The following is a 14792-nucleotide window of genomic DNA, read 5'->3' on the forward strand; positions in this document are numbered from 1 at the left end:
AATGTAGCCATTTCCGCCTGAAGTGTACCTTTTACAGGTTCAGCAGCGCCTTGAGCTCCTGCAATTTCGAGCGCGATAACGGAACAACGGCATCCTGCCCCGTGTTCAGCCGCAGGCTGTAGCTGTTCTTCGTCCAGGTAATGATCTCCCGTACCTTTTGCAGATTGACGATGTAGGAGCGGTGGCACCGGAAGAACCCGAAATTCAGCAGCCGCGCTTCAAGCTGGGTCAGCGTCAGGGCACAGTCATAATGCTCCCCGCTGACATGGACCAGGATGGAGCCCTCCACACTCTCAATATAATCAATCTCCGGCGGATCGAATAAGATCACTTTGTCCTGCCGTTTGGTCGAGACCTTTTGCAAGGTGATATTCGCCTCATCCGGCTTCTGCACCTCCTGCCGGTCCTCCTCCGTATCCCGGATATCCAGTTGGTGAAGCCCGGAGCCGTTCAGCCTGTAAATGGCATCGCAGGAGATCAAGGCATCCTCCAGGTTGGCGGTCAGAAGGAGAATCCGTTTCTGCGCAGACAGGTCATCCAGAACCCGCTTGAACTGACGGCGCTCCTGCTCCTCCAGGTAGAAATAAGGCTCTTCCAGGACAAGTACAGGCTGATGCGCAAAAAAAGCCCGCAGCAGGGTGACATACACCTTTTTGGAAGAGCTGAGATGCATGATTCTAACCTTGCGTTCCTCTTTCAGCGCAAAATAATCGATTAATACAGTAGCGCGCTCCTCCCGCCCCGACATTCTGATCAGGAAGGCGATTAGCTCTTCAACGGTCAGACGCATATATTCATTCTGCCCGGCCCACGACAAATAATTGCCGGGGACACGGGATAACTGATCCATCAACAGCTGCTTGCGCCTCAGATCCGTAATAATGCCGGTCATTGGACTGGCGGACAAATCAAATTCAACCTGCGGCAGCACTAGTTCGCCGTCTTCATATACCGCTTGAAATTGCATGACTTCCTCCCGCTTCTGGCTCTCTGAGATATATAATGTAATTATAGAGTCAAGTCCGGTATTTGTCAGGTATGGCCAATTTCACGCACAGGAAGGCGGATTTCTGCTATGGGACTGCATCTGGTGGGATTCATCATCCCTATACTCGTATTACTGCCGAATCTTATCTTTATATTGTTCCCGCCCCGAGATACCCCCAAGTCACTCCCTTCCTCTCCGCTGATCTTCACCCTGCTGGAACGGGCCGGCCAGGCGGCCTGCTTCACGCTGCCGATCGTCTTCGGCCGCTTGATTGCCTCCCAGCCCCCGGGACTGGCCGCGATATGTATGGCACTCTGCCTGCTGATCTATTATGGCTGCTGGGGCCGCTATTATTGGAGTGGAAGAACATTCGCTGTATTATTCCAGCCTTGGCTGGGTATCCCGGTGCCGATGTCCGTCTTTCCCGCCCTCTATTTCCTGCTGCTTGGCGCCTGGGTCCAGTCCTGGCTGTTCGTTGTACCGGCCTGCTTGTTCACGGTTGGCCATCTGGTGAATAGCTGGAGTGTGTATAGGCAGGTGCGGTGAGCACGCTGCCGGCCTGGAAACTCACCCTTTTCGCAGTACCACACAGATTGTATCAGCTTCCCCGGTATACGGACTGCCGCAGCTATCATCGTAAATGCTGTCCATCTGTAAGCCCCAAGGCAATACTTCACCGGCAAGGGTCTCCTGTGTAAACACCGTGTTCCAGATCAAGTACTGATACAGCTCCTGCTCAGCGGCTATGACTGTCTGCCGGGCTTCAATGCCTGGTGAACCTTGCCTAACAGGGTGTACCGCTCGCTGAGAGTAAGTGCGCCATAATCACAATAGATCAAAGTAATCATATCGAAGGCTTCGGTATAATCCAGCTCCAGATAATTCTTATACAGGTATTGGCTCTGCCTATCATGCTCCTGTGCATAGGCGATAGAGCGCCTGGAGAAGTCCAGGCCGGTTACGTCATACCCCAGCTCGGCAAGACGCTTCGTATAGAGTCCCGGGCCACAGCCAAGGTCAAGGATGCTGCTCCCGGGCGGAATCAGACCGCTGAGCCACAGTACGGAACGGTCAATATCCCCGTGCCTGCGGCTTGCTGCTTCCCAGTCTGGATGCAGATGGGCTTCCAGCATCTTTTCCGAGATGTGGTCGTCATCCCAGAACGGCTCGCTGCTGCGCTGCCAGAGCGCGGGTTTGTGAAGAAGGGGCAATAGTTGGGTGAGCACAAGGGTTCCTCCCCTTTCAAATTTCAGTAAAGTATTGATACATAAAATGGTAATAGATATTCCTTATCACATTCAAGGTAAAGAACCAGTAAAAACAATAGCTACTGAGAGGAGAGACAAAACCGCAATACAGCTACAGATGATCACAACAAACCAACAGAGTTACTGATTTATAATAATCTCAAGAACAATTCAGCGATATTGTGGAGGTTATTATAATGGACTGGAAACCGGTGATTGAACTGACGCTCAGGACCACCCGCCTGAACATTAAGCGTTTTGGGGAGGCTTTTCCGCTTGTAAGCTTTGGTGACGGCAAATATCATCTAACAGACCAGACGGATTGGACGGAAGGCTTCTGGCCGGGAATATTGTGGCTGAGCTACGAATACAGTAAGGACCCGGACATTCATGCCGCTGCGGTCAAGGCGTCAGATTCCTTCCAGAAACGTATGGAGGCACAGCAGGCATTGGAGCATCATGACATTGGTTTCCTCTATTCGCTGTCTGCCATGTCCCGCTGGATTGCCGAACAGGATGAAGCCTCCCGCCAGCTGGCACTGCAGGCAGCGGATGTCCTGATGAGGCGCTGGCGTCCGGCTGCACAGATCTTTCAGGCCTGGGGACCGGAAGGAGATCCGGATAACGGCGGACGGATCATTATTGACTGCCTGATGAACCTGCCGCTGCTCTACTTTGCCGCCGAGCAGACCGGGGACAGACGCTATGCCGAATGTGCAACCATCCATGCGGAGAAGAGCCGCCGGTTCCTGGTCAGAGGCGATGATTCTTCCTATCATACGTTTTATTTTAACCAGGAGAACGGAAATGCCGTCCGCGGGGGAACCGCACAAGGCTATCAGGACGGATCGACCTGGACACGGGGCCAGGCCTGGGGCGTTTACGGCTTTGCCTTAGCTTACCGTTATACTCGGGAGGAACGTTTTCTTGAAACCTCAAGAAGACTGGCCCTTCATTTCCTGGAGCATCTCCCGTCTGACTATGTGGCCTACTGGGATTTTGACGCTCCGCAGGAGGCGGGGTCTCCGCGCGACAGCTCGGCTTCAGCCATCTTTGTGTGCGGTGTCCTGGAATTGCTGGAGCATCTGCCGGAGAGTCATCCGGATCGCGTCTTGCTGGGTGAAGCGGTACAGAGGTCTATGGATTCCCTGGTCCAGAATTACTTTACCGCAGGCAATCTCTCAGAGGAAGGCTTCCTCCGCCACGGTTCTTATTCGGTCAGAGGAAATTCCGCGCCTGATGATTTCGTAATTTGGGGCGATTATTTCTTCCTGGAAGCGCTGCTCCGTCTGGAGCGGGGAGTACCGGGGTACTGGTACGGGCGTTAAGCTTCACATTAGAACGGCAGGCAGGCTCCTGGAGGGGCCTGCCTGCTTGTATGATATACTGGAAGCAAGAATGGATTCATAGAGGAGTCTTTCATGAACAGGAACGATTCTCCGCCTCAGGAGCTGGGCCCCGGTTTGTTTATGAATTATAAGAGCGAAGATGCGGAAGCTCACTGGTTTCACGCGCACAGGGGAATTGAAATGCTGTATATCTACAGCGGTCACGGCGAAATTATGGCCGAGAACGAGACCTACCCGATCCGTGATCATACGCTGGTCTGGTTTCAGCCCTATCAGCTGCACCGTGTGCAGGTTCCGCAGGAACAAGGCCGTTCCTATCTGCGGACCAACCTTACCTTCGACCCCGGTTTTATGGAGCATTATCTGTCCGCTTTTCCGCATATGGACAAGTTCTTCCGCAGCATGTGGAAGGGCAGCCTGCTGAGGCCGGTGATGTATGATATGCAGAACACCCGCATCCCTGAGCTGCTGGAGGAATTACATCAATATATGAGCAGCTCTGCCGGGGACACAGAAGAGCAGGCCGGGTTTCTGCTGCTTCAGCTGATCCGGCTGCTTCAGCAGCACATGTCCGGTGTACTGGCCGAAGCCCCCCAGCTCCAGTCACGCGGGGGATCACATGTCGGGCGGATTACCGAATGGCTGGACGCGCATTACAGGGAGCCCTTCAGTCTGGAAGCACTCGCCGCCAGCATGCATCTGTCCCCTTACCACATCTCCCATGTCTTCAAGCAGTATGCCGGCATTACCCTCACCGGCTATATTGTGCAGCGGCGGGTCCGTGAAGCCTGCATCCTGCTTGCCAATACGGGCAAGTCCGTCGGAGAAATCGCCATGGAGGTCGGCGGCCTCTCCCCCTCCTACTTCAGCCAGATGTTCAAGAAGCTTAAAGGGATCTCCCCGGAGAAGTACAGAGAGAGTATACGTTGAGGTTAGGACACAATTACACAAAAGCGCCCTTCCTCCAGGAAGGGCGCTAGTTCGTCTAAGCATCAACATTGAACTAATATTAGGCTCATACTGCATTCGCATCCGAATTCTACTCTTACATACAAGTTGTTGATTGTATTTCCTGCAATAGAATACGCATAGCTGACCGTAAAATGAGATTCTATTGTAATTCATACAGTAGAAAGTTGTGTTTTGGGTGAAAAAGGGCCTTTTTTCAATATTCAATTGTACCGAATACAATAGAATCTATTTAGAAGCCTTTTTTACCGCATTCCATTGTATAAAATGCAGTTACTATCGTTCAGCGCCTTCAGCACCCACTCTACCAGCCTGCTCTACGGCAGCACCGAGAACGTAATGTCATCAAACAGCATATAGCTGAAGCCGCTGGTGTAGAAGCCCACCTTGCCGGACGGCCGGTGGCCGGGATCGCTGCCGGACAGCCTGGGTGCGCCGTCCACGGATACGGTGATATCGCCGTCCTTGGCCGTGACTCTTACCGCGTACTCCGTATCCGGCTGCAGGTCATGCCCCGGCAGAATATTCTCAGTAAGCTTCTGCCAGGCCGTGTCATACAAGATCCAGGCTGAGGTTCCATCCGCCCGGGTCCGGTAGCCGATCCGGGTGGAGCCGGAGCTGTCCTGGCGGTCGAAGATGTACAGGATGCCGTTATCCGGCATCACAGGTGGCGTCTTCAGCTTGAAGTCCAGCTGATAAGACGTGAAGCTGCGGTCAAGCAGGCCGGTGGCGCCGTTCAGCAGCTTATATCTGCGGTTGCCGTCCGGGTCAGCGGCAATGCTGCGGTTAGGGTCAATCGGCCAGCCGTTGCCGCCGTGCTCGAAATCCGTCTCATGCATGATATTGGAGACCGTTACGGCAATATCGGCTTTGATCTGCGGATTCACCACTGACACAGCGGTGATTACCGTATCCCCTTCGTACACAGCGCTGACCACTCCGGTCTGGTCGACAGTTGCCACCGCCGGGTTGGCGGACTGCCAGGTCACCCCAGTATCCGGCGTATCTGACGGATCAAAAGATACTTGCAGCTGCCGCTGCTCCCCGGCGGCCAAACGTACATTATTCTCTGCGGGGATAATCCCGGCCAGCACAGTGGTCAGCTCCCTGAACTGAATGTCATCGAAGTGCATCTGGCTGACATTGCTGACATAGAAGCCGACCTTCCCTTCCGCGTTATGGCCCGGGTCATTGCCCTTCAGGCGGAACGCTCCGTCCAGATAGACGCTGATATCTCCGCCTTTCACCAGCATGCGGACCGTATATTCCGTCTCCGGCTGCAGGTCATGTCCCGGCAGCTTCACTTCCTTCAGCACGGTCCAGGCAGAATTGTACAGCAGCCAGGCGGAGCTTCCGTCCGCGCGGGTCTTATAGCCGACCCGGGTAGAGCCGCTTCCGGCCTGACGGTCGAAGATATACAGCGTCGCGTTATCGCCCATCACCGCCGGGGTCTTCAGCTTGAAGCTCAGCTCATAGTCCGAGAAGGATTTGGGGCTAAGCGACGAGGCCCCGTTCAGAATCTTGTACCAGCGGTTTGTGCCAAGCTTCTCGATGCTGCGGTTGGCATCCTGCTGCCAGCCGTTCGCGCCGGACTCGAAATCCGTGAAGTCCATCACACCATCGCCGGCCTCCACATGAACCGTGACCGTGCCGGTCAACAGCGGATTCTCCGCCGAGGCTACCGTGATCACCGTGGTCCCGACCGCCCGGCCGGTTACGGCTCCTGCCCCGTCCACCGACGCGATAGCCGGATCAGCCGAAGTGTAGGTCAAGGCGGGATTATCCGCATTCCACGGAAGCACCGCCGTGCGCAGCTTCACCGTTTTCCAGCGGTCCACGGTAATTTCATTGTCATAGACGGCAACTCCCTGTACAGGATAGCTGTCCGGACCGGCTGTCGTGCCAGCCTTACCGATGACGCCGATCTCAGCAAACGGAATGTCCGGGAACCCGGGAATAGCACTGAATACCTCCGCATCCGGCCGCAGCGACAGATCGCCTCCCGCCAGATCGGTGAAGCCGGGGTCGGCCGCCGTCACCCAGTTCCCGTCATACTGCACCAGCCCGAATTTGTCATAAGCTCCGTACACATTGGTTGTTACACTGCGCGGAACCGACGGGTTGTAGACGACATTGCCCTGGAACGTGTTGGTGTCAGGATAATACCGGTTCTCCGTGAAGAAATCCGCCAGCTCGGGATACTTGGCCAGATAAGGGGTTCCCGCGAAATTATTGTTCGCCGCGAACAGCGCCTGCCACTTCGGCATGTAATTCAGCGGCACCTGATCATCCGGCTCATCGCCAAGGTACAGGTCTGCGTAATCATAAGGCACCTTGCTGTCCACGAAAATATTATTGCGGGTCAGAATATGCGCACCGCCGTTATTTTTAATAGCCGAATTGCCCATCTTGTAGAAAATATTCTCGTCGATCGTCAGCCCCATCGTGAAGTTGTCGGGATACACGCCTTCTACCCCTGCTTTGCTCTCGCCGATGTTATGGAAATAATTGCGCCGGATCACCGTGCCCCGCTCATGGGGCTGTTCTCCTGCATTCATATAGATCGCACCGAGGTCCGAGAAGGTCGTGCAGACATCATAGATGTCGTTATATTCCACGGTATGATCATTGCCGAAGATCAGCACGCCGGGATGGGGCGCGTCATGCAGCTCATTGTGCGACATGCGGTTGCCGACACCGGACAGCAGAACCCCCGGATTATAGGCCTTGTGATAGTAGGCAAAATCATGAATATGCGAATTCTCCACCCTGTTGTTTCCCGGCGCAAGCGTGGTTTTGTTGCCGCCCGCCAGCGTAACGGCAGTGCCGCCGATATGATGGATATGGCTGCTGATAATAGCATGGTCCGTACCCGGAGCCCCTTCAAAGTTGTTGTAGTAGAACCGGCTCTGGGTATTGACCAGCACCCCGCTGTTGGTGAAATTGCGGATCTCGCTGTTCAGAATACGCAGCTGCTTGCCGCCCATGAACACCGCCGCCGAGTCGCGGCCGTTCTCCAGCACCAGCTCCGAGAAGTCGATGTAAGAAGCGTTCAGCGCGTTGATCATCGGCGTCTTCAGCATCGTGACTTCAATGTCCGGGTCCGCGGAGGCAGCAAATCCGGCATTCGGCAGAAAATACAGCTTCCCGGCCTGGCGGTCAATATAGTATTCGCCGGGCATGTCAATCTCCTCCAGCAAATTTTGCGCAAAGTGGAAGTCCGGATACCAGTTCTTGAAGATACCGCTCATTTCGCCGTAGCGAAGGGTGATACTCTTAGCGGCCGTGTCGATGGAAGCAATCTTGTTGTACGACCATTCCCAGCTGTAGCCGAAGATCCCGTCCAGCCAGATGTCATCGGCCTGCGTCCAGTATTGCGGACGGTCATACGTATAGGTGAAGGTGCCGCCGCGTGTATGCACCTCTCCGTTCGGGTCCTTCCGGGTCGGGCCGGGATCAAGAATCTCATCCATCTGGACCGTGCCTTCATTCGGCCAGCGGGCCAACGTCATGCCCTCTCCGGCTACATACAGCTCCATCGGCGGGACCTTACTCAGGTCATTAGCCAGATAATAGCCGTGGCGGCTGAGCTCGCCGTAATCGGTAATCCCGAGACCGGCCAGATCCGCCTCCAGCACCTTGGTTCTCGCTTCAGTGCTGATGATCCGGCTGAGCACAGAGCTGTCCGTCACCGGAACGAATGCTGACTTCTCCAGCTTCTCCGAGCCTGACAACGTGACGGACTCCCCAGGATAGGCCGTGTACGTAATCGGCTTATCCGCCTCACCGGAGTCCTGCTCCCGCAGCTCGAAGCTGCTGGTCCGTTCATACCGGCCTTCGCGCAAATAGACAGTGACTCCACCATCAGGCAGCCCTTCGTCCGCTTTCAGTGCGCGGATCGCGTCACGGGCTTTTTCCAGTGTAAGAAACGGGGCATTCAGCGTCCCATCGTTGGAATCGCTTCCATTAACAGATACATAAAAGGTAATTCCGGGGGATACCTCCTCCGCAGATACAGTAGCTCTAAAAGGCGGAACGGGAATCGTCAAGACCAGCAGACCAGCCAGCAGCGCGGCAAGCAACCTCTTTTTCACCATAGCTCCTCTTCCTTTCAAATCAAGATAGGGACGGCCCGGCCAAATATAAAGCTATGGCAAAGCCGTCCCTGAGCAGCAGGTTCTCCTGTTTCCTCCGGTGCTATCGTTATCTATTCTGTCCGCTTACTTCTTCAAGCCTTTTTCCTTAAGAAATGCTTCGAATTGCTTAGTCACCTCTGCGACATACTTCTCTTCGCCCGCTTCCTTCAGCTTGCCGTACAGTACAGGCCAGGTTTCGTCAAAATCCAGGGTGCCGGTCACAAGCCCGCGCTTATATTCACCCCACACGGCGTTCAGGTTGGCGATCTCGGTATTGACCGGCTCGGAATTGAATTTGAAGGCGCCGACCGGATTGACCTCGGACTCGGAGTTGATCTTTTTGGTCTCTTCCCAGACGTTCTCAGGCTGGCCTTCCTTCAGGTATGAGTTGAATACGCTGCCAAAAACCCAGTCCATATTCGGCAGATAACGGGAATCCGGCAGAGCCTTGATGTAATCGCCCGTTGTTTTCTCATAGTGAACGCCCTCAATACCGTTGCAGATCAGATTGTACAGCTCCTTGTCGGTATTGATCAGATTCAGCAGCATCATGGCCCGTTCCGGATTAGGAGCCGTGCGGCTGATCGACTGGTTGGTGGTCGCCGAATAGCCGTTCGAGAACCAGTCGCTGAGCGGAACCGTGATGACCTCATTGCCGCCGTTCTTCGCCATAACCTCCGCTTCCACCCCCGGCTTCAGCGTGACGTTGAAATCTACGGCGATCCGGCCTTTGGCCAGGTAATCGTTCATTTTCTCGGTAGCCGCATCCTTGTAAATATAGCCTTCCTTATACCACTTGCTGGCCAGACGGAAATTGTCGAGCTCTTCTTCAGGATAGCGGTGCAGCGTATAGGCCGGATCATCAGTTTTGATATAGAAGTGGTCGTCGAGGCCCGGTACTACCCAGTACTGGTCATCGTGCGACTGCGGATTGATAAAGGAGTTCCCGAAGGTGCCGAAGGGAATGATATCCGGCTCATTTTGCTTAATCTGGGCCAGGAACGGCTCGATGTCGGCAATCTTTTTGATGGAAGCGGTATCAAGTTTGTACTTGTCGGCAAAACGCTTCTGGATGATGAATCCGTACCGTGAGCCGTTAATCTGCTGGTTCGGAATGCCGTAAATTTTCCCGTCTACGGACAGTCCGTCCCACATGACCTGCGGTACATCGGCCTTCAGCTCCGGCGCATATTCATCCAGCAGCGCATCCATCGGCTGAATGGCGCCCTTACGCACCAACTCCTCCGGCTTCAGCATGTATCCGGTCCAGAGAATATCGAATTTCTCGCCTGCCGCCAGCACCGTGTTCATCTTCTGCACATAATCCCCGATGGCCACCGGCATCAGCTTGACTGTTGCGTTGATCTTCTCCTTGACGATCTTGTTGACTTCATCCTGCACCTTCTGCTGATCGGCCTGCAGCTGTGAGATCGGATAATACCACGTCAGCTCTACGGGCTTCAGATCTCCGGCATTTCCCGAATCCGGTGCCGCGCTTTGGGCGGCCGGTGTCCCCGTGCTCTCACCCCCGCTAGCATTTTGCCCGTTACCATTGCCGTTGCCACCGCAGCCGGACAGCACCGATGCTGTGAGCAATACAGATGCCAGAACTCCAGACAGCCTTTTTCTCATGTGTGTGACCTCCTGTACTTTGTACATGATTGTATGTTAACCCTTTAGGGAGCCAACCGTAAGCCCTTTGACGAAAAACCGCTGAAAAAACGGGAAGATTACAAGCATCGGACCGCCGGCCAGCACAGCAATCGCCATCCGCGCCGAACTGTTAGGGAAGCTGGACAAATCGATCCCGAGCTGGCCGGTAAATTCCGCATTTGTGGTGAGAAACTCGATACTGTTGAGTGTCCGCACGAGCAGCAGCTGCAGCGGCACCTTGTTCGGATCATCGATATAGAGCATCGCGTTGAACCATTCGTTCCAGTATGTGAAGGAGATCAGAAGACCCAGCGTAGCCAGCGCCGGCGTGGACAACGGGAGGATAATCCGGAAGAAGATGCGGAACTCCCGCGCCCCGTCGATTTTGGCGGATTCAATAATTTCGAGCGGGATCTTCGACATGAACCCCTTCATGACCATGATATTGAACGGTGACAGCAGAATCGGCAGAATGAGCGCCCACAGACTGTCCTTCAGATGCAGGTACTGCGTGATGAGAATGTAGGAGGGAACGAGTCCCCCGCTGAACAGCATCGTAAAAAACACATAAAAGGTGGTCGCGCGGTTATAGCGGTAATCCTGCCGGGAAATGACGTACGCAGTCATCGCGGTCAGCAGCAGTCCAACCCCCGCACCGATGATGGTCACCGTGAAGGTCACCCCGTAAGCGCGGAACAGAACATCCGGAGCATCCAGCAGATAGCGGTAGGCATCCAGGCTGAACGATTCAGGGATAAACTGGTAACCGTTCGCGGTCAGCGACTTTTCATCCGTCAGCGATACAGCAACGACCAGCAGAAACGGCAGGATGACCACCAGCGACAGCACGATGAACAGCAGGTTAATGAACAATTTGGAGAATTCGAATTTTCGGGCCACTGTCTGGCACCTCCTTACCATAGAGAGTTATCGGGATCGACCTTGCGCACAATTCCGTTAGCCGTCAGCACCAGCACCAGACCAACAATTGACTGGTAAAAGCCTGTAGCCGCAGACATGCTTACATTGCCGACTTCACGCAGTGCACGGTACACATAAGTATCAATGATATCTGTAGAGCCGTAGAGAAAGCCCGAGTTGTTCGGGATAAAATAATGCAGACCAAAGTCGCCGCGGAACATGTTGCCGATCGAGAGAATCAGCATGATGATGATGATCGGAGCCATGAGCGGAATGGTGATTTTGAAGGCCATCTGCACCTTGGTTGCCCCGTCGATCCGCGCGGCCTCGTAATAGTCACTGTTGATCCCGATAATCCCGGCAAAATAAATCAGCGTGTTGAAGCCTACGACCTTCCATAATTGCACCAGAATGAGGATGATTGGCCACGGTCCGGCATTCTGGTACCAGCTCACCGGCTCCAGGCCGAATGATTCCAGCGTGCGGTTGATGAAGCCGTCCGAATGGTTCAGGAAAGCGTACGCCACATATCCTACCAGCACCCAGGAGAGAAAGTGTGGCAGGAACAGCGCGGTCTGGTAGAACTTGCTCCACTTGGCCTTGATTTCGTTCAGCAGAATCGCCAGCAGCAGCGCCGCCGAGGTCCCCACCAGAATGTAAGCGGTGTTATATAGAACCGTATTGCGGGTAATCCGCCACGCCGTGTCGGTAGTGAACAGGTAGCGGAAGTTATCCAGCCCTACCCATTCGCTGCCGAAGATGCCCAGATCATAGCGGTAGTTTTTGAAGGCGATAATCAGGCCGATCATAGGAATATAGGCAAAAATCAGTTTGTACAATATCCCAGGCAGCGAGAGCAGGAACAGCTCCCGGTTGTTCTTGAAATGATGCAGCTCTTGGGCGATCCAGGTCCTTCTGCGTTTTCCCGGCGGCGCACCCGCCTGTGCCTCTTGCCGCGTGAGTGAAGCGTTCTTCATCATAACCAAAGCCCCTTCCTTTCCTTCGTTAACGGCTGCCTGTGTTCAGGCTTTGCATGGCCTAAGAATAGCGCGGAATCAGGCTGTAGAGGTACTGTACAATCGCAGGATTGCTGTACAACGGGGCTGTATAGTTCCCGGATTCCTGTTCAGGCGGGGAGGTGCATCAAAAAGGCCCGTCAAATGAATTGAATTCATTAGCGGGCCTGGCATAAATATGAGGGATTCGCCTTATTTGCTGCGGTCAATGGCTGATTTCAGCCGGTACTCCTTCGGCGTTGTTCCATAGCGGCGTTTGAACAGGCGGTAAAAATAGCTTTCGTTCCCGAAACCCACCCTTTCCATAATTTCCGTTACTGTCAGGTCCTTCTGCTCCAGGTACTCCCTGGCATAGGCCAGGCGCGCCGCGTTGATCTGGTCGACTACGGTCACCCCCTCTTGTGCCTTGAACACCTGTCCCAGATAGACAGAGCTCATCTTCAGCATGTCGGCGATCCGCTGCACATTGAGATCGGGATCGGCGTAATGCTTGTCGATGATTTCTTTGACCGTTTCCGCCAGCAGCCTGTTTTTGTCCTCGCGCCCGTTCCGGCGCTGCTCCGCCACCTCACGCACCACCTCCAGCAGCACGGCCTCAATCTCATCCAGAGTTTCCTTCTCCAGAATCCGCCTGTTGACGGCCTGCAGGTTGACGGACACAGGATTAATATTGTGATTATTCATCTCGCCCAGCGTATTGCTCAGGGTCACCGCCAGATGCAGCACAGCCGAGAACATATTCTCGTAGCTGAAGGTGCCGAGCAGCGTCCTCCACCTGGTGATCGCCTGCTCCGTCTCGGCCAGATCCCCGCCCTTCAGCCCTTCCATCAGCTGCCGCTCCAGCTCCAGCGGAATCCGCAGCGAGTCATTCCGTTCATTCTCCCGGAGCTGCTCCGGTTCAAGCACCGCTCCCTTGCCGAAGATCATCCGGTAATTGGAACGGCGCACCGCCAGGTTGTAATGCTGCGTAATGCTGCGGTAATCCCCGAACACTTCGCTCAGCGTAACCGTAAAGGTAATGTGATAATAAGCAAAAATCGTCTGCTGAAGCTCCCTGAAGCGCTCGTCCAGCTTCGCAAGTGCCCCTTCTCCGGCAGCTCCGCCGCCGACAAGAAAGACCAGATGCCCGCTTTTCATATCCGCAGCCTCGCAGGAGCCCGCAGGCCGCAGCAGCTCCTGGCCGATATTGGCAATGGCAAAGTACAGCAGGGCTTCCATCTGCATGCCCTGTCCTGCGGCAAGCCCCTGCAGATCATCGATCTGCACCAGGGCAAGCCGGAGCGGCGACGGATAAGCGATGTCAATTCCGTACTGCTGCCTGAGCTGCACCAGCGTCTGTTCGTCCACGCTGTGGCTTGCCCCGATCAGGCTCCGCAGCTGGTAGACCTTGGCGATATTCGACTGCGAGGCCCGTTCCTGCTCCAGCCCCTTCAGCTTGCCGATCATCTCCGTTACATTGGCCGCGATCAGTGACAGCTCATCCTTCCCCTGCGGCAGGCTGCGGCCCTCCTGCGGTACGAGCGTCAGCAGCTGGCCGACCGGCTTATAGAGCCGCAGCGCAAAGAGTACGGACAGCGTAACAGCGAGCAGGACTACGGATAGCGTGACGGCCACTTCTGTCCACCGCATCTGCCGGACACTGCCCAGTACTTCATTGTAATCCTGCATGCTGATGATCTGCCAGTTGTTCAGTGCCTTGCTTAGATAAGTGACTTTATACTTTCTCCCGCCATGCGTGTAATTGAAAGAATCCAGCGCCTGGCCGGAGGCAGCGATCCGCGGCAGCAGATCCGCCCTGATGTTAAGCCCTTCAGGAAGCATACCGTCGGTTGAAATCAGTACCTCCCCTGCGCTGTCGGTAACAAAGAGCACATCATTCTCCCGCTCAGCCACTTGGTTAAGCGCTTTCATATTATCCAGCATCCAGCCCGGCTTTACCGTCAGAATCAGCACATTATCATTGATGGAGCCAAGGGCTTCTCCGTCGTAAATAAAAAAGGCAAATACGTCAATGCTTTCGTCTTTTCCGTCAAGGTCCAGAGGAATGAGCTGCAGCCGCGGCACATCCGGCCGGGAGGCCATATAGTCCTCCAAGGCACTGTACAGAAGGCTGTTGTTAATATCATGATTAAGCGATGAGAAGAACCGGTGCTGCGCACCGTTGTAGAAAATGGCCGCATGCAGGTACGGGGAGGCTGCCACCGTACGGTTCAGCCGCTCGATCTTCAGAATGCTCTGCCGGTAATCGGCACCGGATTTCAGGGCAATCAGCTCTTCGTCATTGTACAGGGATACGGCCAAATCCTTCACGATGCCGTTCATGTTCTCAATATTGTAGTTGATTTGGGTCAGCAGCTTGACGTCGGCTTCGTTCTGCAGGCTGAGCACCTTGCCCCGGGCGCTGGCATTCAGCAGCAGCGAAGCGGCAGCCAATGTAGCCACAACAAGCATGAAGCTGAGCAGAATCCGCTGCAGATATTTGCGCGAACGGATCGTTTGCAGTATATTCATGA

Annotated in this window: 10 protein-coding genes; 3 read left to right on the plus strand and 7 right to left on the minus strand. The window is 54.7% G+C overall.

What is annotated here, in order from left to right; genetic code table 11:
• Positions 1-31: 31 nt before the first annotated feature.
• Positions 32-967: a LytTR family transcriptional regulator DNA-binding domain-containing protein gene (locus MHI24_RS09100; protein ID WP_340025318.1), complete on the minus strand. Its 936-nt coding sequence runs from the start codon at positions 965-967 to the stop codon at positions 32-34.
• A gap of 108 nt (positions 968-1075) precedes the next feature.
• Between MHI24_RS09100 and MHI24_RS09105 the strand changes: the two genes are divergently transcribed.
• Positions 1076-1534 (plus strand): hypothetical protein, encoded by a 459-nt coding sequence (locus tag MHI24_RS09105; protein WP_340025319.1) that lies wholly within the window; start codon positions 1076-1078, stop codon positions 1532-1534.
• 197 nt (positions 1535-1731) lie between these two features.
• On the opposite strand, the gene MHI24_RS09110 is transcribed toward MHI24_RS09105, so the two are convergent.
• Positions 1732-2214: a class I SAM-dependent methyltransferase gene (locus tag MHI24_RS09110; protein WP_340025320.1), complete on the minus strand. Its 483-nt coding sequence runs from the start codon at positions 2212-2214 to the stop codon at positions 1732-1734.
• Between the two features lie 218 nt (positions 2215-2432).
• Here MHI24_RS09110 and MHI24_RS09115 point away from each other — a divergent pair, with 218 nt between their 5' ends.
• Complete coding sequence (locus MHI24_RS09115; protein ID WP_340025321.1) at positions 2433-3563, plus strand: glycoside hydrolase family 88 protein; 1131 nt, start codon at positions 2433-2435, stop codon at positions 3561-3563.
• Between the two features lie 93 nt (positions 3564-3656).
• On the plus strand, positions 3657-4514 hold the full coding sequence (locus tag MHI24_RS09120; protein ID WP_340025322.1) for an AraC family transcriptional regulator: 858 nt from the start codon (positions 3657-3659) through the stop codon (positions 4512-4514).
• Between the two features lie 356 nt (positions 4515-4870).
• Here MHI24_RS09120 and MHI24_RS09125 read toward each other — a convergent pair whose 3' ends face one another.
• The 5 genes from MHI24_RS09125 to MHI24_RS09145 all read right to left on the minus strand — a co-directional run bounded on the left by MHI24_RS09125 (position 4871) and on the right by MHI24_RS09145 (position 14790).
• A complete protein-coding gene (locus MHI24_RS09125) occupies positions 4871-8650 on the minus strand; it encodes an Ig-like domain-containing protein (RefSeq protein WP_340025323.1) in 3780 nt (1259 codons plus the stop codon).
• Between the two features lie 123 nt (positions 8651-8773).
• Positions 8774-10321 carry an ABC transporter substrate-binding protein gene (locus MHI24_RS09130; protein WP_340025324.1) on the minus strand — a complete coding sequence of 516 codons (1548 nt, stop codon included), beginning with the start codon at positions 10319-10321 and terminating at the stop codon, positions 8774-8776.
• 36 nt (positions 10322-10357) lie between these two features.
• Complete coding sequence (locus MHI24_RS09135; RefSeq protein ID WP_340025325.1) at positions 10358-11242, minus strand: carbohydrate ABC transporter permease; 885 nt, start codon at positions 11240-11242, stop codon at positions 10358-10360.
• A 14-nt stretch (positions 11243-11256) separates the two neighbouring features.
• On the minus strand, positions 11257-12240 hold the full coding sequence (locus tag MHI24_RS09140) for an ABC transporter permease subunit (RefSeq protein WP_340026642.1): 984 nt from the start codon (positions 12238-12240) through the stop codon (positions 11257-11259).
• Positions 12241-12471: 231 nt separating this feature from the next.
• Positions 12472-14790: a helix-turn-helix domain-containing protein gene (locus MHI24_RS09145; protein WP_340025326.1), complete on the minus strand. Its 2319-nt coding sequence runs from the start codon at positions 14788-14790 to the stop codon at positions 12472-12474.
• Positions 14791-14792 lie beyond the last annotated feature (2 nt).

The sequence above is a fragment of the Paenibacillus sp. FSL K6-1096 genome, from assembly GCF_037977055.1.
In the GTDB taxonomy this organism is placed as follows: Bacteria; Bacillota; Bacilli; order Paenibacillales; family Paenibacillaceae; genus Paenibacillus_AQ.

Excerpts from the sequence above, each read along its gene's own strand:
- MHI24_RS09100 (WP_340025318.1), bottom strand. The coding sequence starts at position 967 with ATGCAATTTCAAGCGGTATATGAAGACGGCGAACTAGTGCTGCCGCAG.
- MHI24_RS09105 (WP_340025319.1), top strand. The coding sequence starts at position 1,076 with ATGGGACTGCATCTGGTGGGATTCATCATCCCTATACTCGTATTACTG.
- MHI24_RS09115 (WP_340025321.1), top strand. The coding sequence starts at position 2,433 with ATGGACTGGAAACCGGTGATTGAACTGACGCTCAGGACCACCCGCCTG.
- MHI24_RS09120 (WP_340025322.1), top strand. The coding sequence starts at position 3,657 with ATGAACAGGAACGATTCTCCGCCTCAGGAGCTGGGCCCCGGTTTGTTT.
- MHI24_RS09125 (WP_340025323.1), bottom strand. The coding sequence starts at position 8,650 with ATGGTGAAAAAGAGGTTGCTTGCCGCGCTGCTGGCTGGTCTGCTGGTC.
- MHI24_RS09130 (WP_340025324.1), bottom strand. The coding sequence starts at position 10,321 with ATGAGAAAAAGGCTGTCTGGAGTTCTGGCATCTGTATTGCTCACAGCA.
- MHI24_RS09140 (WP_340026642.1), bottom strand. The coding sequence starts at position 12,240 with ATGAAGAACGCTTCACTCACGCGGCAAGAGGCACAGGCGGGTGCGCCG.
- MHI24_RS09145 (WP_340025326.1), bottom strand. The coding sequence starts at position 14,790 with ATGAATATACTGCAAACGATCCGTTCGCGCAAATATCTGCAGCGGATT.